Source organism: Streptomyces stoeckheimensis, from assembly GCF_045822005.1.
Taxonomy (GTDB): domain Bacteria; phylum Actinomycetota; class Actinomycetes; order Streptomycetales; family Streptomycetaceae; genus Streptomyces; species Streptomyces stoeckheimensis.
Map to the genome: position 1 here is coordinate 7,635,657 of NZ_CP169550.1, position 25,122 is coordinate 7,660,778.

Annotated in this window: 22 protein-coding genes and 1 pseudogene; 11 read left to right on the top strand and 12 right to left on the bottom strand. The window is 71.1% G+C overall.

What is annotated here, in order from left to right; genetic code table 11:
- Nucleotides 1-7: 7 nt before the first annotated feature.
- Together ACE1OC_RS34685 and ACE1OC_RS34690 are read right to left on the bottom strand one after the other, a co-directional pair.
- On the bottom strand, nt 8-598 hold the full coding sequence (locus ACE1OC_RS34685) for a TIGR03086 family metal-binding protein (RefSeq protein WP_407840296.1): 591 nt from the start codon (nt 596-598) through the stop codon (nt 8-10).
- Nucleotides 599-749: 151 nt separating this feature from the next.
- A complete protein-coding gene (locus tag ACE1OC_RS34690) occupies nt 750-2,849 on the bottom strand; it encodes a calcium-binding protein (protein WP_407840297.1) in 2,100 nt (699 codons plus the stop codon).
- Between the two features lie 221 nt (nt 2,850-3,070).
- On the opposite strand from ACE1OC_RS34690, the gene ACE1OC_RS34695 reads away from it, so the two are divergent.
- Both ACE1OC_RS34695 and ACE1OC_RS34700 read left to right on the top strand, forming a co-directional pair.
- Entirely contained in the window at nt 3,071-3,715 is a 645-nt protein-coding gene (locus ACE1OC_RS34695) for a dihydrofolate reductase family protein (RefSeq protein ID WP_407840298.1), read from the top strand.
- A 140-nt stretch (nt 3,716-3,855) separates the two neighbouring features.
- Nucleotides 3,856-4,893, top strand: a complete 1,038-nt coding sequence (locus tag ACE1OC_RS34700; RefSeq protein WP_407840299.1) for a PP2C family protein-serine/threonine phosphatase — start codon at nt 3,856-3,858, stop codon at nt 4,891-4,893.
- Between the two features lie 90 nt (nt 4,894-4,983).
- On the opposite strand, the gene ACE1OC_RS34705 is transcribed toward ACE1OC_RS34700, so the two are convergent.
- Nucleotides 4,984-6,027: a COX15/CtaA family protein gene (locus ACE1OC_RS34705; RefSeq protein ID WP_407840300.1), complete on the bottom strand. Its 1,044-nt coding sequence runs from the start codon at nt 6,025-6,027 to the stop codon at nt 4,984-4,986.
- Nucleotides 6,028-6,133: 106 nt separating this feature from the next.
- Complete coding sequence (locus ACE1OC_RS34710; protein ID WP_407840301.1) at nt 6,134-6,511, bottom strand: FKBP-type peptidyl-prolyl cis-trans isomerase; 378 nt, start codon at nt 6,509-6,511, stop codon at nt 6,134-6,136.
- A gap of 174 nt (nt 6,512-6,685) precedes the next feature.
- Between ACE1OC_RS34710 and ACE1OC_RS34715 the strand changes: the two genes are divergently transcribed.
- Nucleotides 6,686-7,159 (top strand): AAA family ATPase, encoded by a 474-nt coding sequence (locus tag ACE1OC_RS34715; RefSeq protein WP_407840302.1) that lies wholly within the window; start codon nt 6,686-6,688, stop codon nt 7,157-7,159.
- A 77-nt stretch (nt 7,160-7,236) separates the two neighbouring features.
- Here ACE1OC_RS34715 and ACE1OC_RS34720 read toward each other — a convergent pair whose 3' ends face one another.
- Together ACE1OC_RS34720 and ACE1OC_RS34725 are read right to left on the bottom strand one after the other, a co-directional pair.
- Entirely contained in the window at nt 7,237-9,300 is a 2,064-nt protein-coding gene (locus tag ACE1OC_RS34720) for a SpoIIE family protein phosphatase (protein WP_407840303.1), read from the bottom strand.
- An 89-nt stretch (nt 9,301-9,389) separates the two neighbouring features.
- Nucleotides 9,390-10,208: an alpha/beta fold hydrolase gene (locus ACE1OC_RS34725; RefSeq protein WP_407840304.1), complete on the bottom strand. Its 819-nt coding sequence runs from the start codon at nt 10,206-10,208 to the stop codon at nt 9,390-9,392.
- A gap of 95 nt (nt 10,209-10,303) precedes the next feature.
- Here ACE1OC_RS34725 and ACE1OC_RS34730 point away from each other — a divergent pair, with 95 nt between their 5' ends.
- Complete coding sequence (locus tag ACE1OC_RS34730) at nt 10,304-12,340, top strand: transcriptional regulator (protein ID WP_407840305.1); 2,037 nt, start codon at nt 10,304-10,306, stop codon at nt 12,338-12,340.
- Here ACE1OC_RS34730 and ACE1OC_RS34735 read toward each other — a convergent pair.
- A complete protein-coding gene (locus ACE1OC_RS34735) occupies nt 12,298-14,415 on the bottom strand; it encodes a SpoIIE family protein phosphatase (RefSeq protein ID WP_407840306.1) in 2,118 nt (705 codons plus the stop codon). The genes ACE1OC_RS34730 and ACE1OC_RS34735 overlap by 43 nt on opposite strands.
- A 312-nt stretch (nt 14,416-14,727) precedes the next feature.
- On the opposite strand from ACE1OC_RS34735, the gene ACE1OC_RS34740 reads away from it, so the two are divergent.
- The 3 genes from ACE1OC_RS34740 to ACE1OC_RS34750 all read left to right on the top strand — a co-directional run bounded on the left by ACE1OC_RS34740 (nt 14,728) and on the right by ACE1OC_RS34750 (nt 16,927).
- On the top strand, nt 14,728-15,180 hold the full coding sequence (locus tag ACE1OC_RS34740) for a hypothetical protein (protein ID WP_407840307.1): 453 nt from the start codon (nt 14,728-14,730) through the stop codon (nt 15,178-15,180).
- A gap of 65 nt (nt 15,181-15,245) precedes the next feature.
- Nucleotides 15,246-15,803 carry a GNAT family N-acetyltransferase gene (locus tag ACE1OC_RS34745; protein ID WP_407840308.1) on the top strand — a complete coding sequence of 186 codons (558 nt, stop codon included), beginning with the start codon at nt 15,246-15,248 and terminating at the stop codon, nt 15,801-15,803.
- A 548-nt stretch (nt 15,804-16,351) separates the two neighbouring features.
- Entirely contained in the window at nt 16,352-16,927 is a 576-nt protein-coding gene (locus ACE1OC_RS34750) for a DUF6529 family protein (protein WP_407840309.1), read from the top strand.
- Here the strand turns inward: ACE1OC_RS34750 and ACE1OC_RS34755 are convergent.
- On the bottom strand, nt 16,924-17,709 hold the full coding sequence (locus ACE1OC_RS34755) for a helix-turn-helix transcriptional regulator (RefSeq protein ID WP_407841776.1): 786 nt from the start codon (nt 17,707-17,709) through the stop codon (nt 16,924-16,926). The genes ACE1OC_RS34750 and ACE1OC_RS34755 overlap by 4 nt on opposite strands.
- A 153-nt stretch (nt 17,710-17,862) precedes the next feature.
- Here ACE1OC_RS34755 and ACE1OC_RS34760 point away from each other — a divergent pair, with 153 nt between their 5' ends.
- Nucleotides 17,863-18,597: an SDR family oxidoreductase gene (locus tag ACE1OC_RS34760; RefSeq protein ID WP_407840310.1), complete on the top strand. Its 735-nt coding sequence runs from the start codon at nt 17,863-17,865 to the stop codon at nt 18,595-18,597.
- Between the two features lie 465 nt (nt 18,598-19,062).
- Here the strand turns inward: ACE1OC_RS34760 and ACE1OC_RS34765 are convergent, their stop codons facing one another.
- From ACE1OC_RS34765 to ACE1OC_RS34780, 4 genes are all read right to left on the bottom strand, one after another.
- On the bottom strand, nt 19,063-19,233 hold the full coding sequence (locus ACE1OC_RS34765) for a hypothetical protein (RefSeq protein WP_407840311.1): 171 nt from the start codon (nt 19,231-19,233) through the stop codon (nt 19,063-19,065).
- Between the two features lie 62 nt (nt 19,234-19,295).
- On the bottom strand, nt 19,296-19,817 hold the full coding sequence (locus ACE1OC_RS34770) for a DUF4396 domain-containing protein (protein ID WP_407840312.1): 522 nt from the start codon (nt 19,815-19,817) through the stop codon (nt 19,296-19,298).
- A gap of 154 nt (nt 19,818-19,971) precedes the next feature.
- Nucleotides 19,972-20,583 carry a DUF305 domain-containing protein gene (locus ACE1OC_RS34775; protein ID WP_407840313.1) on the bottom strand — a complete coding sequence of 204 codons (612 nt, stop codon included), beginning with the start codon at nt 20,581-20,583 and terminating at the stop codon, nt 19,972-19,974.
- Between the two features lie 124 nt (nt 20,584-20,707).
- A complete protein-coding gene (locus ACE1OC_RS34780) occupies nt 20,708-21,118 on the bottom strand; it encodes a DUF6153 family protein (RefSeq protein WP_407840314.1) in 411 nt (136 codons plus the stop codon).
- Between the two features lie 595 nt (nt 21,119-21,713).
- Between ACE1OC_RS34780 and ACE1OC_RS34785 the strand changes: the two are divergent.
- From ACE1OC_RS34785 to ACE1OC_RS34795, 3 genes and pseudogenes are all read left to right on the top strand, one after another.
- A pseudogene (locus ACE1OC_RS34785) lies at nt 21,714-23,146 on the top strand (MFS transporter).
- Between the two features lie 128 nt (nt 23,147-23,274).
- Nucleotides 23,275-24,465, top strand: coding sequence for a trans-sulfuration enzyme family protein (locus tag ACE1OC_RS34790; RefSeq protein WP_407840315.1), 1,191 nt, complete (start codon nt 23,275-23,277; stop codon nt 24,463-24,465).
- A gap of 71 nt (nt 24,466-24,536) precedes the next feature.
- Nucleotides 24,537-25,052 (top strand): MaoC family dehydratase, encoded by a 516-nt coding sequence (locus ACE1OC_RS34795; protein WP_407841777.1) that lies wholly within the window; start codon nt 24,537-24,539, stop codon nt 25,050-25,052.
- Nucleotides 25,053-25,122 lie beyond the last annotated feature (70 nt).

The following is a 25,122-nucleotide window of genomic DNA, read 5'->3' on the forward strand; positions in this document are numbered from 1 at the left end:
AGGATCGTCAGGACGGCCGGTCAGGATCCCGCCCGCTCAGCCCGACCGCCCGGTCCAGCAGCGGGGCGTCGTCCGGTACCGGGACGACGGGGCCGAAGATGTCCCCGCGGCTGCCCTCCTCCTCGGCCGCGGCCACGAGGAAGCCGTACGAGGTCTCCAGCGCGGCCTGATCGGGTGCGTACGCCTGGCCGGTCGCCCGAGCCAGGTCCCAGCCGTGGATGACCAGTTCGTTCACGGCCACCAGCCCCGCGATCTCGCCCGGCAGGTCCACGCCGCCCGCACGGGTCATGCCGGTCCAGGCGGCCGGATCCGTCCAGGCCTCGGCCAGCTCGCCGAGGACGCGGGGGAGTTCCCCGCGCCAGTCGGCGGGGAGGGTGGGCACGGCCGTGCCGGGGGCCGTGTCCGTCGTGGGGCCCAGGTCCTTGCGGCCGGCGTCGCGGAACGCGACGGCCAGGCCGCAGAGGTGGCCGAGCAGGTTGCCGACCGCGTAGTCGGGGCAGGGCGTCGGGTCGGCGAGCCGGGCGTCGGGAACGCCCGCCGCGAGGCGGGCCACGATCCGGGCCTGCGGTCCGAGGTCGAGCAGTGTCGTATCGGTCATGTGCCGCTCCTTCGGGGCAAGGGTCTGGAGGGTGGACCGGCGGCGGCGCCCGAACTCATCGCCACACGGGCGGGGCGTCCGCGCGGCCGACCGCACGGGCAGCCGCGGCCCGGGAGGGGAGCGAACCCCTCCCGGGCCGCGGGGCACCCGCTCAGGGGCAGCTGATGCGGGCGTCGCCCGGGTCGGTGGTGCAGGTGTCGGTGCCCGTGCCGCCGTTGGCGGTGTCGTTGGCCGCGACGCCGTCGGTGGTGGTCAGGCGGTCGTTGCCGTAGTAGCCCGTGAGGGTGTCGTTGCCCGGGCCGCCGTTGAGGGTGTCGTCGCCGAAGCCCCCGTCGATGTTGTCGTTGCCGGGCCCGCCGTGGACGGTGTCGTTGCCGTAGCTCGAGCGGATGGTGTCGTTGCCGCTGAGGCCGCAGATGACGTCGTTGGAGTAGCCGCCGTTGAGGGTGTCCGTCCCGCTGGTGCCGATGATCGTGCAGCCGCGGGAGTTGTTCACCGAGGTCGACGCGCCGGCACTGTCGTCGGCCGGGTTCGGGTCCTGGGGCGTGGCGGTGGCGGATGCGCTGTTCGTCAGGGTGCCGGTGGCACGCGGTTCGGCCGTCACCGTGACCGTGGCGCTCGCGCCCGGTGCGAGGCTGCCGAGGGCGCAGGTCGCGCGGGTCGCCGTGGCCGTCGTGCAGGTGCCCTGGGAGGGGACGGCCGACAGGAGGGTGCCGCCGGCTCCGGAGAGGGTGTCGGTGAGCGTCACGCCCGTCGCGGTCGCCGTGGACGTCGAGGCGTTGGTGACCCGGACCGTGTACGAGGCCTGGTCGCCGATGCTCACCGTCGTCGTGCCGGTGTTGGTCACCGACAGGTCGGCCGCCGGAGGGGGCGGAGGCGGGGTGCTGCCGCCGCCTTCGTAGCGGGCGATGCCGAAGGCGCCCAGCCCGGCCGGCCCCGCGGCCACGATCTTCCCGTCGGGCTGCACGAGCAGTCCGCGGATCTCTTCCCCGCCCAGCATGCCGGTGTACACCCGGCCGTCACCGCCGCCGAAGCCGGTGTCCAGGCTGCCGCTCGGCAGGTAGCGGGCGAGGGCGAAGTCGGAGGCCTCCTGGCTGTCCGGGTCGTCGGCCGTGCCGCCGACGAGGATCTTGCCGTCCTGCTGGAGGGTCATGTCGTACGCGACCGCCGTACTGAGGGGCCAGACGTCGGTGACCCGGCCGCCCGTGCCGAAGGCGGCGTCGGGGCTGCCGCCGGAAGTGAACCGGGCCAGTGCGAAACCGGTGTTGGTCGACCCCGCGGCGACGACCGCGCCGTCGGACTGGACCGCCACGGCCCGGCCGAAGTCCGTACCGCCGAAGTCCGCGGTGGCCATGCCGTCGCCGCTGAAGGAGGTGTCGAGGCTGCCGTCGGACAGGTAGCGGGCCACTCCGAAGTCGAAGGCCGTGCTGCCCACGTAGCCCACCGCGACGAACCTGCCGTCCGCCTGGAGCGCCAGGCCGGTGGCCTGGCCGCCCGCGTCACCGGGGAAGGCGGGAGCGAAGCCCGCCACCACCGTGCCGTCCCCGCCGAAGGACGGGTCGGGGCTGCCGTTCGGGTTGAGGCGGGCCAGCGCGAAGCCCGCCCCACCGCTGAGGCCCACCGCGAGGATCTTGCCGTCCGGCTGGACGACCAGGTCGGCGGCCCCCGAGGCGCTGCCGAAGTCGTCGACGCGCACGAGGCCGGCCGAGCCGAAGCCCTGGTCGAGCGAGCCGTCGGTGTTGTAGCGGGCGACGGAGAAGAAGCAGCAGCCGCCACCCTCGTCCGGGACCTCCGTACGGCCGGCGACCACGATCTTGCCGTCGGAGGGCTGTACCGCCACCGCCTCGGCCTGGTCGTCACCTCCGAAATCGCTGGTCACCCGGCCGTCGCCGCCACCGAATCCGGTGTCGACGCCGCCGTCGGCGTTGTACCGGATCAGCGCCATGTCGAACGGGACGCCCGGCCCCGTGACGTGGCCGGCCACGACCAGCTTGCCGTCGCCCTGCCGGGCGACGTCCAGACCTTCGGCGTAGTCCCACGGTCCGCCGTCGTCCGGGAAGTACGTCTGGACCTTGCCGGAGCCGGCGAAGCTGGGGTCCGGGTCTCCCGGAGCCGCCAGCGCCGTACCGGGCAGCGCCAGGACCAGCGCGAGCGCGGCGGCCGTCGCGGCTGCCAGCACCGTGGCCGCCCGTCCACCGTTCCGGACGGGGCGGCGGCGCCCTTCGGGTGGGCTGGGGTGTGAGTGGATCATGGTCGTACGGACCTCCGAGTCGCGCCGGGGAACGAGCAGGCAGCAGCTTCGTGCCGGACGTGCGCCGGGCGGCCGAGGCGGGGCCGGGCCGAGCGCTCCGAGGGCGGGGATCCACCCCCGTAGGCGAACCGGCCGAAGCGGGCTCCGGCGCGGCGATGAGTCTGCGGCAGCCCGCAGGTCTACCCCTTGACGGAGACGACCGACTCACCTTGGAGCACGCCATGGGCCTCATCCACATCGAACTGTTCGCGACCCTCGACTTCGTGGGGCAGGCGCCCGGCGGCCCCGACGAGGACCCGGCGGGGTTCCCGTTCGGCGGCTGGCAGGCGCCCCTGCTGGACGAGGTCACGGGGGCGCAGATCGGCGCCGCTTACGAGGGCACGGACGCCCTGTTGCTCGGGCGGCGGACGTACGACATCTTCGCCGCCTACTGGCCCCACCAGGAGGGCGGCGAGGACGACGAGATCGCCACGACCTTCAACCGGGTCCCGAAGTACGTGGCCTCCCGCGGCAGGCCCGACCTCTCCTGGGCCGGGTCCGCGCACCTCGGCCCGGACCTGGCCGGAGCGGTGCGCGAGATCCGCGAGCGGCACGAGCACGTGAAGGTCGTGGGGAGCCTGAACCTCGTGCAGACCCTCCTGCGCGAGAAGCTCTTCGACCGTCTCGACCTCTGGGTGCACCCGATCGTGCTCGGCGTCGGGAAGAAGGTGTTCGACGACGGCGCGGTGCCCACGAACCTCGCTCTGCTCGCGCCCCCGGTCGCCGGTCCGAAGGGCACCGTGCACCTGCGGTACGGGCTCGCCGACGGCATTCCCGCGACGGGCGACATGAGCGCACCCGATCGCGGCGCCCCGAGCATCGGCTGAGACCGCCCCGGGTCCGGAGGCCGGACGGGCCCCGCGCCCTTCCCGTCGGGGCGCTGTATCCCCCGTACGCGGATACCCTGGTACATGTGATCGAGTCTGGACGGTCGCGGCTCCGCACGCGTCGCGGCCAGGGAAGACTTGTGCGGCTGTCGCCGGTCTTCCTGACCGTCGTCATCGCCAGCCTCGCGTACACCACGCCGCCGGAAATGGCCTTCAGCCGCCTCCTGCCCGCCGCGCCGGCCCTCGCCGCCGCCATGTGGCCGGTGCTCCCCACCGTCCTGCTCGGTACGGTCTGCCTCCTCCTGATGATCGGCCTCAGCCTCGTCTTCCCCGATCTGGGGACGTGGTGGACGGCCTCGGGGATCATCGCGGTGACCGTGGCCGCCGCCTACGGAAGCCACGTCCGGCTCCAGCGGGAGCGCACCCTCTTTCAGGTGCGGCTCGTGGCCGACGCGGCGCAGCAGGTGGTGCTGAGCCCCATGCCCCGCCGCATCGGCGGCATCGAGATCGAGTCGCTGTACCTCGCGGCCGCGGCGGAGGCCCGCATCGGCGGGGACTTCTACGAGGCCGTCGACACCCCGTTCGGGGTCAGGCTGCTCATCGGTGACGTGCGGGGCAAGGGACTCCCGGCCGTGGGGGCGGCCGCGGCGATCGTCAACGCCTTCCGGGAGGCGGCGTACGGGGAGGCCGACCTGGTCGACATCGCCCGCAGACTGGACGCCAGCAGCACCCGCTACAACGCGTCCTTTCCCCCCGAGGGGCCGATGGAACGCTTCGCCACGGCCCTCCTCGTCGAGATCCCGCACGGGGCCGCGCACATCGACGTCCTCAACTGCGGACACCCCCCGCCACTGATCCTGAACCGCGGCAAGCTCCGTGTCCTCGACTCGGCAGCCCCCTCCCCGCTGCTCAGCCTCGCCGAGCTGATCGGAGACGACTACACCGTCGACACCTTCGGCTTCGCCCCCGGCGACGTGCTGCTCCTGTACACCGACGGGATCGCCGAGGCCCGCGCCCGCGACGGCGAGTTCTTCCCGCTGACGGAGTGGATGCGCCGACAGCCCCCGGCGCCGCCCCGCGACCTGCTCACGGCCCTGCACCGCGATCTGCTCCGCTACAGCAGGGGACGCCTCGACGACGACATCGCGGCCCTGGCCGTACGCCTCTCCGAGTCCTGAGGAACGGCTCCAGGCCCCGCCCGGACTGAATTTGCGCACGGCGATCAGATTGCCGAAGGCGCGTGGCGTGCGTATCGGTCTCCCGGAGGGTCAGGCGTGCGTCGCGGCACCCCGCGCGCGCGGCAGCGGTGCACCGCTGAGCGGATTCGAACGGCCGGAACAGGCCCTCTTGACCGTGAAGTGCACCTGGAGCACTCCGGTCCACACGAGCGCCGAACCCAGCAGATGGAGCATCACCAAGAGCGAGGGCAGGGCCGTCAGCGACTGCACCAGCCCCACGAGGCCCTGGCCCAGCAGCACGGCCAGGAAGGCGACCGCCTTGCGGCGCGCGGCGCCGAAGCCGTCCTTGGGCAGGGCGGAGAGCAGGACTCCGGCCAGCACCAGGACCGTCCCGGCCAGCAGGCCGTGGATGACCGTCACGGCCGTCCAGTCGAAGGGCATCCGCGCCACGTCCGAGGAGTCGCCCGCGTGCGGACCCGAGCCGGTGGCGAGCGTGCCCACGAAGACCAGCAGGGCCGTCACCGCGACCAGGGCCACCGACAGCGACCGGACCCGCGCGACGGTCGGGGCGAAGTCGGCGCCGGCTCCGGCGCCGCCATCGGCATCCACATCGGAGTCGGCACCGGTGGCGGCATCGGCGTTCGCCGCGTGCCAGGTGTACACCGCGGCGGTGAGCAGCAGCGTGGCGGCGAGGAAGTGCGCGGCGACGATGTACGGGCTCAGCCGCATCCAGACGGTCACTCCGCCGACGACCGCGTTGAGCACGACGATCCAGAACTGCGCCCAGCCTCCGCGCAGCACCGCGGGCATCGGCTTTTCCTGGAGGCGCGCGGTAATGATGACCCAGCCCACCACGGCGCACAGCGCCCCGGTCAGGAGCCGGTTTCCGAATTCGATGGCGCCGTGCACCCCCATTTCCGCGGTGGGGGCCAGCGTTTCTCCCGTACACATGGGCCAATCGGTACAGCCGAGACCGGATCCGGTGACGCGGACGATTCCGCCGGTCACGATAATCGCGATACTTGCCACGACCGAACCCAGTGCGGCCACTCTGACGCTTCTCGCTCCGAGCGAGTACCTGTCGGCAAGCCATGAGAGGGGAGTGCGCACGATCAGCCTTTCCTCGAGCCGCATTTACGCGCCATGGGGCGGGAGCTCAGCGTACGCCGCGCGTTTACCCCGGCCTGACGGGGCGTCGCACACTCAAGGGGGTGACGGACCCGTGTGCCGCGGGCCTTCCTCAGATCACGGAGAGCAGGTCCACGACGAAGACGAGCGTGGAGCCCGCCGGGATCAACGGCGAGGGAGACTGCTTCCCGTAGCCGAGGCGCGGGGGGACGATGATCTCGCGCCGACCGCCGACCTTCATCCCCCGGATTCCCCGGTCCCAGCCCTTGATGACCCTGCCGCCGCCCACGGCGAACTTGAACGGTTCACCCCGGTCCCAGGAGGCGTCGAACTCCCTCCCGGACGCGAAGGTGACCCCGACGTAGTGAACCCGGACGACCCGGCCCGGCTTCGCTTCGGCCCCGTCCCCGACGACGAGGTCCCGGACGGTCAGCTCCTCGGGAGCCTCACCCGCCGGAAGCTCGATCTCGGGCTTCGTCAGTTCACTCATCGCAGCCTCATCACTCTGGTCGCTCCACGCAGCAGCCGATCACGCCACCGAGAACGCTGATCGACCGAAGTACATCAAACCCCACGGACCACGGCACGGCGCAACGGCAGGCCTTCCTGCTCGATCCGGCACGAGCGATGATCTCCACGAGGGAACGGCGAGAGGTGGATGGTCATGGGTGACCGGCGACCGAGACTGGTGCTCCTGTGCGGCCTTCCCGGTGCCGGGAAGACCACGGTGGCCAAGCGGTTGGAGCGGGAGCTGTCCGCCGTGCGGTTGTGCCCGGACGAGTGGCTCGCGGAGCTGGGCTTCGACCTCTTCGACGGCGAGGCTCGGGACCGCATCGAACGTAGCCTGTGGCGGCACGCGCAAGACCTGGCGCTCGCCGGAGCCGTGGTGATCCTGGAGAACGGGTTCTGGCAGCGTTCGGAACGGGACGAGGTGCGGCTCCGCGCTCGCGCGCTCGGGGTCGAGGTCGAACTGCGCTTCCTCGACGTGCCGATGGCGGAACTGGAGCGGCGCATCGGTCTGCGCAACCGGGAACCGGGCTCGGTCGTGTTGACGGGCGAGCTGCTCAGGGAGTGCCGGAGCCTGTTCGAGGCACCGACACCGGCCGAACTGGACCTGTTCGATCCGCCCCTGTCCTAGAGGTGGTGCGGGCTGCGGTGTGTACGGAGTCCAGGAACGCGGCGATCCGGGACGCTCCGGCGCGCCGTCAGGGGCCGCTACGGGGCGCGGTGGACGCGGGCGAGGACCAGGACCGTGTCGTCGGCCGGCGGCGTGGGCAGCAGGCTCGCCAGAATGTGGTCCGCCATCGCCTCCAACGGCCCCGATGCTCTGCCCAGTTCGGCACGCAGTGCGCCCAGACCGGCCTCGATGTCCCGGCCGCGCGCCTCGATGAGGCCGTCGGTGTACAGGGCGAGGGTCGCGTGCGCGGGGAGTTCGACCTCGGTCGTCCGGAAGGGGAGGCCGCCGACGCCGAGGGGGACTCCCAGGACTTCGTCGATGGTGTCCACCGTGCCGTCCAGCCGGAGCACCAGGGGCGGGGGATGGCCGGCACTGGCGATGCGGGCGCGGCCGTTCCTCGGGTCGTAGACGATGTACAGGCACGTCGCCAGCTCGATGCCGGCCTCCTGGGCGCACGCGTCGAGCTCGGTGAGCAGCTCGGCGGGCTCGCTGTCGTGCCTGGCCAGGGCCTTGGTGGTGATGCGCAGGCGGCCCATGGCCGCGGCGGCCGACACCCCGTGCCCCATCACGTCGCCCACCACGAGCACGACCCGGCCGTCGGGCAGGTTGATCACGTCGTACCAGTCGCCGCCGACCTCGGTGATCCGGCTGCCGGGCACGTACCGGTGGGCCACGTCCACGTACGGGCTGGTCCCCAACGCGCTGGGGAGCAAGGCCCGCTGCAGCGTGAGGGCGATGTCCTGGACACGGCTGTACAGACGGGCGTTGTCCAGACAGATCGCGGCACGTGACGCGAGCTCGCCCGCGAGGCTGACGTCGTCCCGGGTGAAGGCCGGCCGGTCCCCGGACCGGCCGAACATGGCGATTCCCTGGACGGTGCCCCGGGCGATGAGCGGGGCGACGAGGACGCAGGCCAACCCGCTCTCGGCGAAGAGCCGTGCGCGGGACTCGATGAGGACGGTCCGGGCCAGGAACTCCTCGTTCACCACCGCGGAGATCGCACGACCGGTGCGCAGCATGTCATGGATGACGGAGCCGGGCGGATACCGCACGGTGTCCACCCCGCTCACGAGTTCGGTGGCCGGCGGGGGCAGGATCGTCCCGGAGGCGATCCGGCGCGTGATCAGCAATCTCGCCGGATCGAAGACCTCGTCCTCGTCCATCCACTCCACGATTTCGACAACGGCGCCGTCGCAGAAGTCCGGCATGGAGGCGTCGACCAGCTCCTGGGCCGTGATGTTCACGTCCAGGGTGGTCCCGATGCGGGTCGAGGCCCCGTCCAGCAGAGCCAGTCGCCGACGGCTGGCGGTGGCTTCCAGGATGGCCTGCTCCCGGTCCGTCACGTCCACCATCAACCCGCCCACCCCGGGGCGCGAGCCGACCGCCCGACTCAGGGGGAAGAAGCTCACCGACCGCACCTGGTCACGGTCCGGATGCCCGCGCGGGCGCAGACCCACCAGCGTCCCCACGACCGGCGCTCCGCCCTGCGCGACCTCCCGGAGCATGCGCTGGTACTCGCCGCCATCGGACATGATCATGAACTCGTCCATGCGCCGCCCGAGGTGCGCCTCGATCGGAAGACCGTCCATGTCGGCGAGCGCCTGGTTGAGGTGGACGTACCGGAGGTCCGGGTCGAGCATGACCAGACCGATGGGGCAGGTCTCGAAGAGGGCGTCGAGGAACGCGAGGTTGGTCTTGACCCGGTCGAGCTCATTGCTGCGGCTCGCCAGGACCATCACCACCGAACGTCCTGCGGCCCCGGTCACGGAGAAGGCCCGGAATCCGCACGCGAAGGCCGTGCCGTCGTGATGCCGTGCCGTCAGCCGGCCCCTCCAGTAGCCGAGGGTCCGGCCCCGCTCCGTCAGCCGGGCACACGACGCGGAGGAGCCCTGGAGCCCGTCGGCGAAGAGAACGGCGCCGGGCCCGGCCAGAACGGCGGTGGAGGCGTAACCGAAGAGGTCCCGTGCGCCGGGCCCCCAGTAACAGACGCGGTCGCCGTCATCGACACCGAAGACGGCCACCGGCACGTGCTCCAGCAGCGTTCCGGGCTCGGACCAGAACGGGCCGTGAGCCGCCTCGCCCCCCGGCGGAGCCGATGGCACGAGACGTCCCCTTCCACCCGTCGTCCCATCCATTATGCGGGCCCCATCGACGGCGCGCGGGGGGAAGCGTGCCGTGGCGAACACGGAGGTCAGGGGGTGATCGGGTGACGGGCCAGGAACCGGGCCAGGGCTTCGGCGACCGGTCGGGACCGTTCGATGTGGAGCAGATGGCCCACACCGTCGACGACGCACTCTTCGATGTCGGGCACGTTCGAGCGGAGGAACTCGGCGACCTCGACCCACAGGGGCTGGGTGGTACCGCCCAGCACGGACAGCACCGGCCGGCGGATCGACGCGGCCTCGTCGGGTCCGAAGCGCCACTCCGCCAGAGCGGGGAGTTCGACCCCGAAGAGCGTGTCGGCGTCCTTGACGCCCTGGGCGACGCTGCCCGGGATGCGCTCGTCGAGCAGGGTCCGGCAGCGTTCCCAGTCCATTCCACCGGCGAGGGACAGGAACAGTCCGAAGGCGCGTTCGGGATCGCCGGCGGCGTACGCCTCGAACGCCGGCGCGGCCTGCGCGAAGAACGCCGCGCCCGCGGGCACCGACAAGAGGGAGAGCTCCAGCAGGGCGACCGTGACGATCCGGTCGGGGTGGTCCTGTGCGAGCTGGGCGGCGACCGCCCCGCCCGTCGAGTGCCCCGCCACGTGGACGCGGTGGATGCCGAGGTGGTCGAGCAGCGCGATGGCATCCGCGACGTGATCGCCCACGCTCACGGGCCCGGGGGTGTGGGTGCTGCCGCTCCAGCCCCGCTTGTGATACGTGACGAGACGGTAACGCTCGGTGAGTGCCGGTTCGGCGACGAGCGGGAGGAATCCGTCGGGAAGGACCGGGCTGATGAACAGGACCGGCTCCCCGCTTCCCCGGACCTCGTGTTCCAGCCGGATGTCGTTGACCGTGACGGTGTCCATGATGTCCTCCACTGGAGTTGTGGCTCACCATGGAGGCGTAAGCACGACCGTTACCGCTGTAACCCCCACGTGCCCCGGGACGGAGGGAAACGTCCGTGGCCGATACCTCCGGCGAAGAGATCGCCCTGGGGCGGGCGCGGGACGCCGCGGCCCGGGGAGCCTGGGCGGACGCCTACACCGGCTACCTCGAGGCCCGCGGGTCGGGCGGGCTCGGCCCGGCGGAGCTCGCGGAATTCGCCTCCGTTGCCTATGCCGCCGGACACCTCGACGTCGCGATCGAGACCTGGGAGCGGCTCCACGAGGAGCTGTCCCGGCTGGGCGAGGACATCGGAGCGGCCGGAGCCGCCGTTCGGGTCGCCATGCACCTGCTGTTCGACACCGCGCTCATGGCTCCGGTACGCGGGTGGCTGCATCGCGCGGAACGTCTCCTTGACCCTGCGACGCCGACACCCGTCCACGCGTGGTTCGCCGCGGTGCGCGCCTTCGAACGACTCCTCAGCGGCGACCTCGACGCGGCCCGGGACTGGGCCGACCAGGCGATCGAGACCGGCTCGCACACCGATCCGGCGGCAGCGGCGATCGGGCGCGTGGCCCGGGCCAGGCTGGTGATCCTCGACGGTGACGTCCCCAGGGGTCTCGAGCTCCTCGACGAGGCCGGCACGGCGGTGATGACCGGCGATCTCGACGCCCTGTCGACCGGAGTCGTCTACTGCGAACTGGTCTGCGCCCTGCAGGGCCTGGCCCAGTACGACCTCGCCGAGCAGTGGACCGAGGCGATGGAGCGGTGGGCGCGCACGAACGCGATCGGCAGCCTGCACGGCCGCTGCCGGGTGCACCGGGCCGAGATCCTGCGCCTGCGGGGCCAGTGCGCGCACGCCGAGCAGCAGGTGCTGCTGGCGTGCGACGAGCTGCGTCCCTACGTGCGACGCGAGCTGGGCTGGCCGCTGACGGAGCTGGGCCGGATCAGGCTCCGGCGCGGCGACCTGCCCGGAGCCGAAGAGGCGCTGCTCGCCGCCCATGGTCTCGGGTGGGATCCCGAACCCGGTCTCTCGCTCGTCCGGCTCGCCGGGGGCGACGCCGACACGGCCGCCGCCGCGATCCGGGAGGCGCTGGCCCGTCCGCTGCCGGTGCCGTCGAAGGAACTGCCCCCCGCCTCCGGGCTGCGGCGGGCGCCGCTGCTGGACGCGCAGGTCAGGATCGCCGTCGCCCGCGGCGACCTGGAAACGGCGCGGGCCGCGGCCCGCGAGCTCGACGAGGTCGCCGTCCGCTTCGAAAGCACCGCACTCGCCGCATCGGCCCTGCGCGCCCGGGGCGACCTCCTGCTCGCCGAAGGCGATGCGGTCGGGGCGGAGGCGTCGTTCACCGGTGCCGTCCGCGCCTGGAGCCAGGTCGGCGCGCCCTACGAGACGGCCGAGTGTCGGCTCCGGCTCGCGGACGCTCAGGGCGCCCTGGGCAATCTCCGGGCCGAGAGCCTCGAACGGTCGGCGGCGCGTGCCGAGCTCGACCGGATCGCGCACGGGCCCGCGACCGACGGGTCCGCGACCGACGGGCCTCGGGCGGAAACGGCAGAGCCGGACACGTTCGTCCGGGAGGGCGATCACTGGAGGGTCGTCTTCGACGGTCGACGCACGACCGTCCGCGACAGCAAGGGAATGCACCACCTCGCCCGGCTCTTCGCCGCGCCGGGCCGGGAGTTCCACGTCCTCGACCTGGTTGCCGCCGACAGCGATGATCCCGCCGCCGCCGGCAGGCTGTCCCGCGCCGGCGACCTCGGCCCCCTGTTGGACGACCGGGCCAAGCAGATGTACCGGAGGCGGCTGGCCGACATCGAGGAGGACATCGAGGACGCCCGCGCCGACAACGACGCCGCCAGGCAGGAACAAGCCGGCCTGGAACGGGAGTTCCTGATCAACGAACTCGCCCGGGCCGTCGGACTCGGCGGGCGGGACCGGCACGCGGGCCTGGCCTCCGAACGGGCGCGGGCGGCCGTCACCCAAGCCGTGCGCAAGGCCATCGGCCGCCTCCGCGAGGCCTGTCCGGCGCTCGGCGATCACCTCGACCGCACCGTCTCCACGGGGACCTACTGCGCCTACGCTCCGGATCCGCGCCTGCCCTCCGGTTGGTCCACGTGACCGCCCGCCGTGGCCTGCGCGATGAGGAGGGCGACGTCGTCGTGGTCGTCGGGGTGGCGCAGGGAGTTCAGGAGCCACTGGCAGGTGCCGTCCAGGGGCCGGCGGGGTCCGTCCAGGGTGTGCAGCAGGGTGTCCAGGCGCTCGTCGATGGGGTGTTGGCGGGTTTCGACGAGGCCGTCGGTGTAGAGGAGCAGCCGGTCGCCGGGGTTCAGGTCGAACACGGTGGTGTGGAAGGCGACGCCGCCGACGCCGAGGGGGGCGCCGGTGGGCAGGTCGAGGAGCCGGGGGCGCTGACCCGCTGCGGCGAGGACGGGCGGGAGGTGTCCCGCATTGGCGATGTGGCAGCGGTGGTCGTGGGGGTCGTAGACGGCGTAGACGCAGGTGGCGATGTAGTGCTCGAGTCCTCGGGTGATCTTGTCGAGATGCCGCAGGACCTGGTCGGGGGCCAGGTCGAGGTCGGCGAAGGCGCAGGTGGCGGTGCGCAGCCGGCCCATGGTGGCGGCGGCGTCGATGCCGTTGCCCATGACATCACCGACGACGAGAGCCGTCTTGTCACCGGCCAGGGGGATGACGTCGTACCAGTCTCCTCCGACCTCGTGGGTTGCCTGGGCGGGCTGGTAGAGGGAGGCGATCTCCAGGCCGTGAGCTTCGGGCGGGTGGCCGGGCAGGAGGCTGCGCTGGAGGGTTTCGGCCGCGTTGCGGACGCTCTGGTGCCAGCGGGCGTTGTCGATGGCGACAGCGGCGCGGGCAGCCAGTTCCCCGGCGAGGATCACGTCGTCCTCGTCGAACGGGAGGGGGTTGCGGGCGCGCAGCAGGTCGAAGGTGCCGAGGACCTCGTTGTGGGCGATCAACGGCACCGCGAGATAGGAATGCACCCCCGCCCGTGAGAATGTCGTGGCCGCATCGGAGTCACGGGCTATGCGGAGGAGGTCTTCGGCGCCGACACGGGCCACCAGCACCGGCTGTCCGGTGTGGACGCACTGGGTGATCAGCCGGTCCGCCCCGTACGACGCCAGGTCGCCGACCGTGTCCGCCGCGGCGGCGGCCTCGGTCGGGTAGGCGGAGGCCACGGCGAGCGCACGGAACACCTCCGGTCCGTCGTGGGGCCCCGAGCTCCGGCGGAAGGACAGCACGGCGTCCAGGACGTCCACGGCCGCCAGGTCGGCCAGGCCGGGGACGGCGACCTGGGCCAGTTCGTGGGCGGTCTGCTCCACGTCCAGCGTGGTGCCGACGCGGGCGGAAGCATCGGCGATCAGGGCCAGGCGGCGCCGGGCACGGTCCGCCTCGGTCGCGGCCCGATGACGTTCGCTTACGTCGACGACGGAGCTGGCCACGCCGATCACCCGGCCGCTGGGGCCTTCGAGCCGGTAGAACGACACCGACCAGGCGTGATCGTGGTCCGGATCGGCCGGCGTCCGGCCGACGGAGTACTGGTCGATCAGGGGCGTGCCGGTCACCAGGACCTGGCGCAGCGCGGACTCGAGGGTGCCCACGTCGAGGAACGGGAGGATCTCGTGGATCCGGCGGCCGATGTGCTCGGCGGCCGGGACGCCGTTGATGCGTTCCAAAGCAGGGTTGACCAGCAGGTAGCGAAGGTCCGTGTCCAGCAGGGCGATGCCGATGGGGGCCTGCGCCACGAGGCGCTGGGACAGGGCCAGGTCGGTCTCCACCCGATGCAGCATGCGCTGGTCGGCGGCGATGCCCAGGGCGTAGACGTCGCCGAGATCGTCCAGCAGCCGCATGTTGCGGAACTCCACCAGGCGCGTGCTGCCGTCCTTGTGGCGGATGGGGAACGCGCCCGCCCAGCTCGCCCCCGTGGCCATCACCTCGGCGAACAGCTTCGTCACCAGGTCCTTGTGTTCCTCGCGGACCAGGAGGTGCGCCGCGGGCCGGCCCAGAGCCTCCTCGGCGGTGTAGCCGAACACCTCGTCGGCCTGCGGGCTCCAGAACACGATCCGTCCGCGGGTGTCCAGCACGACGGCGGCCACGCTGAGCAGATCGAGCAGCCCTCCCGGCGGGGACGGCCCCTCCGTTCGGTCCCGCGCCTCATCGGGGAGCGGCTCGTGTGCACCCATCCTCGACGGCTCCCTCCTCAGCGGAGCCCGTCCGGGCTACGAACCGGCTGAGGGCTCCGCTTCCATGCTGCCCCCGAACCCGACGCTCCACGACCGGGGGCGCCGCCCGGCCGGGGAGCCCGGGTCAGGCGGGTCCGTATCGTGGGCACGAGGGTTTGCTCGCATGTACGGGCGGGAGTGGAACGCCTCCAAGGACTGCTTGAGCGGTGGATTCGGAGTGGCTGGCCCCGCCCATCACCTTGATCGGGCACGACTCCGAGGTCGCACGCCGTGCGCTGGCGGACGTCGGGCGGCAGGAAGAGGAGCGGCGCGATGGCTGTACCCGACCGGATGGACGAGCGTCTGCGGGCCTTGAGGCTGGTGGAGGAGCAGAGGATGGCTCAGGCCGTGTTCGCCGAGGGCGGTCTGATCTCGCCCGGCAGCACGGAGTGCGAGGTGGACGACCGGATCTGGGACGTGGCGGGGGAGGCGTTCCTCGGACGGGACGGCATCACCGGCAGGCAGTTGCACGCCGAGGTGCGGGCCCTGGCCGGCAAGGCGGGTTGGAGCCTGGGAGCGTGGCAGGTGGGCCGTTTGTGCGGGCAGGCCCCGGCTGTGGGCGGATCCGATCCGGCGCCCCGGTCCTTCATCGGTCCGGACAACGACGAGCCCCTCCGTCGCACCGACGCAGGAGGCTGGCGGGATCGCTGGATCCTGGAGATACGCCTGGTCGACGAGTACGGCGGCTTCGGAGGTGCGTTCAAGCAGCTCCTCGACCTGGTCTGACTCCGAGCCGCGTTGCCCCCGGGCGGTGAACTCGCCACCTCGACGCGAGCGATAGATTGCCGGCCATGACTGAGCTGGGCACCGTCGTCTGGCCACCTGCCCCGATACGCACCGAGCGGCTCGTGCTCCGAGAGTCCGAGGCCCCGGACCGTGCGGCGTTCATCGAGCTGTTCGCACTGCCGGAGGTGCGCACCTACCTCGGCGGCCCTCGACCGCGTGAGGAACTCGAACGCGCGGTGCCGGAGTTGCCCGGACGCCGCCCCGGCCTTTTCGTGATCGATCTCGACGGAACGATGATCGGCACGGTATCGCTCGACCGGCGCGACGCAGACCGTCCGGGGCACCTTCGCCCCGACGGCGGCGAGGCCGAGATCGGCTACATGCTCCTGCCGACGGCGTGGGGGCGCGGGTACGCCGCCGAGGCGTGCGCGGCGGCGCTCGACTGGTTCGCCGGCGCGTTTCCCGGAGAACAGGTGGTGCTCTGCACCCAGACGGCCAACGACCGGTCGATGCGGCTCGCGGTGAAGCTGGGGTTCACCGAGGTGGAGCGGTTCGAGGAGTACGGCGCCGAGCAGTGGTTCGGCGCGTGGTCCTCCGGTCAGGTGCGGGCGACCGGTACGTAGGGCCGCTAGGACGACAAAGAAGCGAACGTGCACGCGAAGGAGCTGAGCAGCGGTGGATGAGCGGCCCGTGTCCTCGGAGACGTCTCTTGCTCGGGAGATCTTCGGGCCTCTCGGGGGGATCGTCGAATGTGGAGCGTCCCTCCGGGGGGAAACGGTCACCGAGTTCGTCGCGATCCGCCGTACCGAACTGGACCGGATCCTTGCCGCGGTGCGGGACATCGGCAGCTTCCATCCGGAGACGATGGAAATCGTCGATCAGCTGGGATATCTGCGCGAGCACGACGTTCCCGTCACGTCGTTGCTGTTGTGGTCCGGTTGCATCGAGGAGTTCTCGCCGGAGCTCGGCGGAGCCGAGGCGGTGCGGCGCATGGCCCGGATGGGCGCGGACCGTGCTGGGGTCGCCCGCCCACGCGCGCACGGCGAGCGAGGTCTTCCTGATGTGGCGAGCGGCGGTCGGTACGGCCGCGTCGGCCGCCACCTGCCGCACCAGACGGGTACAAGGGATGACATACCGCCGACCCTCAGCGTTTCGAGACGAGGAGTAGCGCATGTCGCACGCCCGGCCCGTTCTGCGCCGCCCGGAAGCCGGGCTCGCTCTCGCACTGGCGTTCGTGGTTGCCGCTGCGGTCTTCGTCGCCGTCTTCCTGTTCGGCCGGGCGAACACACCGGACTACACCGCGACACTGTTCGGGCAGGCGGACACCGATGCTGTCCGTCTCAAAGCGCAGCTCGCCACCGGCGTCCTGGGGCTGGCCGCTCTCCAGTTGCTGCTTGCGCTGTGGATGTACCGCCGACTGCCCGGGGTGCGCCGGGTGCCGGGCCCGGTGCCGATCACCCACCGGATCGTCGGTGTGGTCCTGTTCGCCCTCTCCGTCCCGATCGCGGTGCACTGCGTCCGGGCGTACGGCGTGCAGCTGACCGGCTCGCGTGCGGCATTGCACTCGATCGCGGGCTGCTTCTTCTACGGGGCGTTCGCCGCCAAGGTCCTGCTGGTGCGGAGCCTTCGCCTGCCGGGCTGGGCCCTGCCACTGGCCGGGGGCGCGCTGGTGGTCGCGGTGGTCGTCCTCTGGTACACGAGTGCGCTGTGGCACTTCAACGGAGACACCGTGCCGGCGCTGTCCTAGTGGTCAGGCGGCGAGTCGGACGTGCCGGGAGCGGGCTGGTAGACGACGAGCTGTTGGCCCGGGGCGGCGCGGACGTCGAAGGATTGATACGTCACGGTCAGGGGGCCGGCCGTCGGGTGGTGCAGGTGCTTGGTGTCCTGGGTCTTGCCCAGGACCTCGTGGGTGGTCCAGAGGCGGGCGAACTCCGCGCTGCGGGTGGTCAGAGTACGGACGAGAGACCGCAGGCGCGGGTCGTTCGGTGCGGTGCCGGCGGTCTGCCGCAGGTGGGCCGCGGTGCTCCGGGCCGTGGAGGTCCAGTCGGTGTAGAACTGCCGGCCCGCTGGGTCGAGGAAGACCATGCGCGCCAGGTTGTCCGCCGGCGCGAACGGTGAATGCAGCGCCTCGGCGCGGGCGTTGGCCGCCAGGATGTCCAGGGCGGGGTTGATGACGAACGCCGGGGCGTCCGAGAAACCGTCCAGGAGCCGGAGCAGGGCCGGGCTGATCCGGTCGGTGGCCGGCCGGTCCGCCGGGGGTGTGCCGGCCAGGCGGTGCAGGTGGGCGTGGGTGTCGGGAGCCAGTCGCAGGGCCCGGCCGAGGGCGTCGAGGACCTGGGGTGAGGGACGGCGTTCGCGGCCCTGCTCCAGCCGGGCGTAGTAGTCCGCGTTCACTCCGGCCAGATCGGCGACCTCTTCGCGACGCAGGCCGGCGACCCTGCGTACGCCATGGCTCACCAGGCCGACGTCCTGCGGCCCCAGGGCCGCCCTGCGCGCGCGGAGGAACTCTCCGAGGAGATTGCCGGGCACGGTCGCGGTCACGGTCGCGGTCATGGCCACAGGCTAGGGAATGGAGACATGTGCTGCCTGGGTGTGGTGCGTCCTGGTTGGCCGGCCGCCGCTTGCACAGACTCGGTCCGGCGGAGTCATCCGCTGCGAACGAGGAGCGAGGAGCAGGCGGGTATGAGTACCGAAGCCAAGGTCGTGGTCGTCACCGGAGCCAGCAGTGGGATCGGGGAGGCGACGGCCCGGCGGCTCGCTGCCGACGGGCACCGCTTGTTCCTGGGCGCACGGCGCACCCACCGGCTCGACGCGCTGAGCCGGGAGGTCACCGAGTCGGGTGGCACCGCGGCCTTCCGGCGGCTGGACGTCACGGACGCCGCCGATGTACGGGCCTTCGTAGCCGCCGCCCGCGAGCACTACGGCCGCGTGGACGTGGTGGTCAACAACGCCGGGGTGATGCCGCTCTCACCGCTGGACGCGCTGAAGGTCGACGAGTGGGACCGGATGATCGACGTGAACCTGCGGGGTGTGCTGTACGGGATCGCCGCCGCCCTGCCCGTGATGCGCGCCCAGGGCGGCGGGCACTTCGTGAACGTCGCCTCCGTCGGTGCGTACGAGGTGTCACCCACCGCGGCTGTCTACTGCGCGACCAAGTTCGCCGTCCGAGCCATATCCGAAGGGCTGCGCCAGGAGTCGGACGGCACCGTCCGGGTCACTCTGGTCTCTCCGGGCGTGACCGAGTCCGAGCTGGCCGAGGGGATCTCCGATCCTGTCGCGAGGGAGGCCATGAAGGCCTATCGCGCCGTGGCGCTGCCGGCCTCCGCCATCGCCGAGGCCATCGCCTATGCCGTCGCCCAGCCAGCCGGGGTCGACGTCAACGAGATCGTCGTGCGCCCTGCCGCGAGCGCCCGGTGACCGCCGAATAGTGCGGGCACGAGGACCAGAGGATGGTGCCTGACCGGCCGCTTGTGCAGGTCAGGCACCATCCTCAACCTCTTAGAAGAAGCCGAGCTTCTTCGGTGAGTAGCTGACCAGGAGGTTCTTCGTCTCCTGCTGGTACAGCACCTGCACCCGTGCTGACCAGGAAAAACGACAGTTGGCGCTGCATTCTGGCGGCGCCTGGTCCGGAAATGGTCCGGATCTTGGTGCGGCTGCGCACACCCAGGCCATGTCTCGGTTGCAGTGGCAGCGATTGGGGGCGATCGGGACCAGACGAGCCAGGTGGGCGGGGCGCCCGGATGCCAGCCACGCAGCAGAGTGAGGTGCACGGCCGGCCAGTCGACGCCTTGGAAGTGGACGTGGGGCAGGACTGCTCTGGTGGCTGCGATGTTGTCGCCGGGCGGCACGGCTCAGTTCTGCGGGCCGCGCCGGTCCGGGGCGTCAGTGGCTGTGGCCGCCGCCGGGCGCGGTCTCCATGGACGCCGCGACCTCGCGCAGGCCGAAGAAGGCGAGGGTTGCCACTGCCTCGATGCAACCGGTGAGCTTGGCCTGGTCGATGTTGCCGAGGTCGGCCGGGTAGGTGGCGAGCATGTCCTTGACGGTGCTGGACATCAGGATGCCTCCGTTCTCCGCGGGGCCGGCGGATCCGGGCCGGGCGCGTTCGGTGTGAAAGGTCAGTGGTAGGCGTGGACGACGGCGTGGCCCTTGCCGCGGCCGATCATCCACTTGTTGACCGGCGTGGTGATCAGGAAGGCGACGGCGAAGCCGCCCAGCAGCGCGGTCCAGAACAGCGCGTCCGACAGATGGGCGTCCATCGCACCGGGGACCAGCGCGATGATGCCGTTGTCCACGAGCTCCATCACCGCGATCGAGACGGTGTCGGCGGCCAGCGCCACCTTGACGGCGGTCTTGAAGTCCAGGCCGGCCTTGCGGACCGCGAACAGGGTGAAGGAGTAGCCGAAGACGAACGCCAGGGCGATCGCAAGGACCATGGTGGGCACGTTGCCCCACATCAGGGCGGTGCCGATGACCATGCCGAGGATCTCGCCGATGGCGCACCCGGTGAGGCAGTGCAGCGTCGCCTTCGCGGCTGCCCCCCAGGTCACTCCGCCCATCTGGTGCCCGGCGTGACCCTCGTGCGCCTGGTGCGCGGTGTGGTCGTGCGCGGTGTTGGTGTGGTGTGCGCTGTGGTCCATGACAGTCATCCCCATTCCCGTCCAGTGTGACCCCGCTCCCGCGGCCCCACATCACAAACCGTATACCCCCCAGGGGTATTCCGCGAGGGGTTGAGGGCAGCAAAGGCGGAGGGGTGTGGCAGGCCTTGCGGCCGCACACCCCTCCGCCGGTGGGTCAGTTCTTGCCGAGAAGGCTGTTCATCCTGGTGATCTCGGCGGTCTGGGAGATGATGATGGCATCCGCCATCGTCTGGGCGTCGGGGAAGGCGCCGTCGGCCTTCTCCGTCTTCGCCATCGCCACAGCACCTTCGTGGTGCCTGATCATCATTTCCATGAAGGCGGTGTCGAACGCCTTGCCCGACGAGTCCTTCAACTTGTCCATCTCCTCGGCCGTCATCATCCCGGCCATGCCGTGCGCGGAGTGGTCCATGGCTCCCTCGGCGGGAACCTGCTCGCCCCAGGAGGTCAGCCATCCGGAGAGCGTCTGGATCTCCGGGTCCTGGGCCTTCTTGATCTCGTCGGCGAGCTTCTTGGCCTCGGCGGACTCCGCGCGCGTGGGGGCCAGGTCGGCCATCTCCACGGCCTGACGGTGGTGGGGGATCATCCCCTTCGCGAAGGCGACGTCGGCGGCGTTGTGCTGCCCCTGCGCGGCCGGAGCGGACGAGACAGCCGACGGCGTCGACTGCCCGGCAGAGGTGTCGTCACTCGACCCGCAGGCGGCGAGGACGAGCGAGGCGGCGCCCGCGGCGGCGACGATGGCGGTACGGCGGATGAGGTTCTTGTTCATGGTGATGCGACTCCTTGATGCGCAGCCTTGAGCGGGCATGCGCCGATGCGGAAGTGAGGGCATGGCCGGAGCGCGGCACACTTCACCCGGCAGAGCCGGGAGACGGGGTGCCGTGCGGGCCGCTCTATATCCGCAGGAGTTGCAGATCGGCCAGGTCGGGCGGCGCGCGCCCGATCTCAGGAGTCCCGGCATTGCTGCCGAGCGGCGTCACAACCGCAGGAGTGACGCCGAGGGCGGAAGTCAGCGCGGGCGGTACGTAAGGGGCGCCGACGCCGGCCGCCGCGCACATCGCATCAGCGTGATCCGCATGGCCCGATCCACCATCGGTGTGCGAGCAGTCCCCGACCACCTGATGGCTGGCGTTCTCATGGGCTATCGCCACGCCGTGACCGCCGACTGCCGTCGGCGTCTCTATGGGCGCTGGTCCCGGGCTCAGCCCGTGCATCGCAAGCACACCGGTCAGCACCGCCAGAACCAGCAGCACAAGGCCGCGCCCGACAGGGCGGCGGCTCGGCGACTGGACGGCGGAGGCCATGCGCTCATCCTACGAGCAGGCCCCTGGTGCGGCCCGCCCAGCTGTCAGGTGTCCGCCAACCGGGCGGCGCGGAGCAAGACCAAGAGAGGGTCGGAAGAGGCTCGGGTCGCCGATTCACGGCCACAGCTCGTTCTCCCTCAATGGTGGAACCAAACCGCGGCTGAGGCGGGCCGTGCCTGAGCGGTTGGAACTCGCGGCCAGGAACGGCACGGGTACTCCTGGCGGCATTGATCGAGGAGCGCTGCGGCTCAGCACAGTCGACAGCCCGTCGCGGTGATGGGCGGGCGCGCGGCACTGTCCAGGGGCGGTGGCCGTCGTCACGCGGGAACGCACCCGGCCACCAGGCTCACCCTTCGTCGCCGCCGACGTCGCGCGATCTTCTTCGGAGCCGACTCTGTCGCCCTCGGCTGGCCGGCTACGGGTCTACCTGACAGCTATGGCTGTACCGCTTGCCAGGGGCGCGTCAGTGCTCGGATCGCACTGTCCCCTCATTCGTCGATCGCCCTCCCCTCGCTCTTACATACCCCCCATGGGTATGCTACGTTGCTCCGCGAAGGTACCCCCTAGGGGTATGGTGCAGAGAAGGGTCAGGGCAATGTCAACCGTCAATCCCCGGCGCTGGTGGGCACTTGCCGTGCTTGCCGCCGCGCAGTTCATGGTCATCATGGACACCTCCATCATCGGAGTCGCACTCCCCGAGATGCAGAAGGACCTCGGCTTCTCGCAGGGCGAGCTGCAGTGGGTCTTCAACGCCTACGTCATCGTGTTCGGCGGATTACTTCTGCTCGGCGGTCGTCTCTCCGACCTCGTCGGAGCTCGCAAGATCTTCGCCGCCGGATGGGCGACCATGATCGTCGGTTCGATCGTCGCGGCCGCCGCGCAGACAGCTACGGTCGAGATCGTGGGCCGTGCGTCCAGGGCATTGGCGGCGCGCTGATCGCACCCGCCGCCATGACCCTGCTGATGATGCTCTTCATGCACGACCCCAAGGAGCTCGGCAAGGCGATGGCGCTGTACGGCGCCGCTGCTCCCGCCGGCGGTACTGCGGGTGTATTCCTCGGTGGTGTCTTCACCGAGTGGATGAGCTGGCAGTGGGTTTTCATCATCTACATCCCGATCGGTCTCGCGACCCTCGCCGCCACCAAGCTGCTGCCGGACGTTGCGTCCCGACGCGGTTCTGTGGATGTCCTGGGTGCGGTCGCCGTCACTGCGGGTCTCGCGCTCGCCGTGTTCGCTGTCGTCCGGGCGCCCGAGGTGGGCTGGGGCTCCACCGCCACCGTCCTGGAGCTGATCGGTGCGGCCGTTCTGCTCGCCGCCTTCTTCGTGATTCAGAAGTCCATCCGTGAGCCGCTCATGCCGCTCAGCGTCTGGCGGGTCCCGCGTCTCGGCTCGGCCAACCTCGCGATGACGCTGCTCGGTGCGGCGTGGATCCCGATGTGGTACTTCCTCAACCTGTATCTGCAGCAGGTCCTCAACTACGGCGCATTCGCGTCCGGTGCCGCCCTGCTCCCCATGACCGTTCTGTTGATGATCTTCATGACGGCGATTACCGCACGCCTCATGGGCAAGTTCGGTGCGAAGCCGCTGATCGTCGCCGGCCTCTTGGCCCTCGCCGTCGGCCTGGTCTGGCTGTCGGCGGTGGAGCCGACCGGCACCTTCCTGGTCGACGTCCTCCCGGCGTCGCTCGTCGCCGCGCTCGGCATGGCGCTCGCCTACATCCCTGCGATGATCGCCGCCATGTCCGGAGCTCCCCAGGAGCAGGCGGGTCTGGCCTCGGGCATCGTCAACACCACGTACAACGTGGGCTCGGCCCTCGGCCTTGCCGCTCTGACCGCTCTTGCCACCACGCAGGGGGCCGGTGAGCTCGGCAACCTGCCCGCCCTCACCGACGGCTTCAGTGCCGCGTTCCTCGGTGCCGCCGCCATCGCGGCCGCCGGCGCCGTGATCACTCTTCTCGTCATGAAGGGAGACAAGGCTGCGGCGACCGCAGCCGCCCCCGCGCCGCAAAGCGAGACCGCCGGGGTGTGACGTACGGGCTCGTCCGTACTCGACAAGGGGTCGCCCGATGTCCTCCCAGGACAGCGGGCGACCCCTTGTCTGCTCCCCGTACCTGACGCAGACGGCCGGACGGACCGGCCCATCAGACAGGAGGCCCCATGGAAGACAAAGACATCCGAACCCGTGCCGTGCATGTGGTGAATCGGCCTTTGCCGAACGGCAGTTGGCCGCTCTCTGTACCCCTGGTGCAATCGTCCGCCTTCGCCTTCGACTCCGCGAGCGAGCTGGCCGAGGCCATGGCTAGCCCCGACGGCCAGTACGTCTACAGCCGCCGCGGGAATCCCACCGTCCGCGCCCTGGAGCACACCCTCGCGGACTTGGAGGGCGGGGCTTCGGCCATAGCCTTCGCCTCGGGTATGGGAGCCATCAGTGGCGTCCTGCTGGCGCTGCTACGCCCCGGCGATCACGTGATTGCGCTGCGGTGTTTGTACGGAGGGACATGCGCCGCCCTGACTGACCTGGCGGACCGCTATGGCGTGGACGTCACGTACATCAGTGGTGACGAGGTGGCCGAGTTCGAGGCGGCCGCAGGGCCCCGGACCCGGCTGCTCCTACTGGAGACCATTGCGAATCCGACGGGCCAAGTCCCTGACCTGCCAGGGCTGCTGGCTGCGGCCCGGCGCCGGGGAGTCGTCAGCGCCGTGGACAACTCCCTCGCGTCGCCCGTCCTGTGCCGGCCCATCGAACTCGGCGCCGACATCGTGCTCCACTCCACGACCAAATATCTGGCCGGACACTCCGACGTCCTCGGGGGCGCGGCCATCTTCGCGGATGACGGACTGCGGCAGGAGATATGGCCGCGGACAGTCGAACTCGGGGCTAGCGCCGACCCGTTCGCCGCCTGGCTGACCCTGCGCGGGATCCCTACGCTGCCCCTGCGGATGCGGGCGCACTGCGCCAATGCCGAAGTCCTGTCTGTGCGGCTGGCTGCTCATCCCGCAGTCACGGCCGTCCACTGGCCCTGGCTCCCCGCCCACCCCTCGTACGCCACCGCCCGTAAGGCGCTCTCCGGAGGGGGAGGGTTGCTCTCCTTCGAACTAGCCGGCGGCCGGGAGGCGGGTCGGGTGTTCGTGGAGGGAGTGCGGGTCGCGCGGCTCGCGCTGTCCCTGGGCGGCGTGGAGACGCTGGTGACGCATCCAGCCAGCACCTCCCATCGAGAGCTGGGGGAGGAGGCGTTGGCGGCTGCCGGTATCGGAGCGGGTCTGGTGCGGATGTCGGTCGGTATCGAGGACCCCGACGACCTGTGGGGGGACATCGAACAGGCTCTATCCAAGCTTGTTTTGGCTTGACAAAATAAATGAACGATTCGTAGATTGGTTCAAGCCAAGGAAACACTGCTCTATGTCAAGGGGGGCGCGTGATGCGCTACTTCGAGGACTTCCGGACCGGTGATGTCCACGAGCTGGGCACGATCACCGTCACCACCGAGGAGGTGCTGGAGTTCGGGAAGCGCTTCGATCCGCAGCCCTTCCACACGGACCCGGAGCTCGCCGCCCGGTCGCCGTTCGGCGGTCTGATCGCCAGCGGCTGGCACACCGCCTCGATGTTCATGCGGCGCTACGTGGACGGGTTGCTGGTCCACAGCGCGTGCACCGGCTCCCCGGGGGTCGACGAGATCCGCTACGTGCGCCCCGTCCGGCCGGGAGACGTCCTCACCGCCCGAGTGGAGATCCTCGGGTCCCGCCCGTCACCGTTCAACCCGACCACCGGCATCGTGCAGCCCAAGTGCCTGCTGGTCGACGGTGACGGGGCGGTCGTCTTCAGCATGATCCTGCACAGCATCTTCCAGCGCCGGCCCGCCGGTCCCGACGCCCCGCGCTCCGGGACGAAGTCCGCGGCAGAGGACCCGGTCGCCTGCGTGCGATCCGTGGCTTGACCGCGCCGGACCGGGGCCATGCGCATCCCGTAACTGCTTATACCCACCTCACCCGATGTGAAGGGAGACC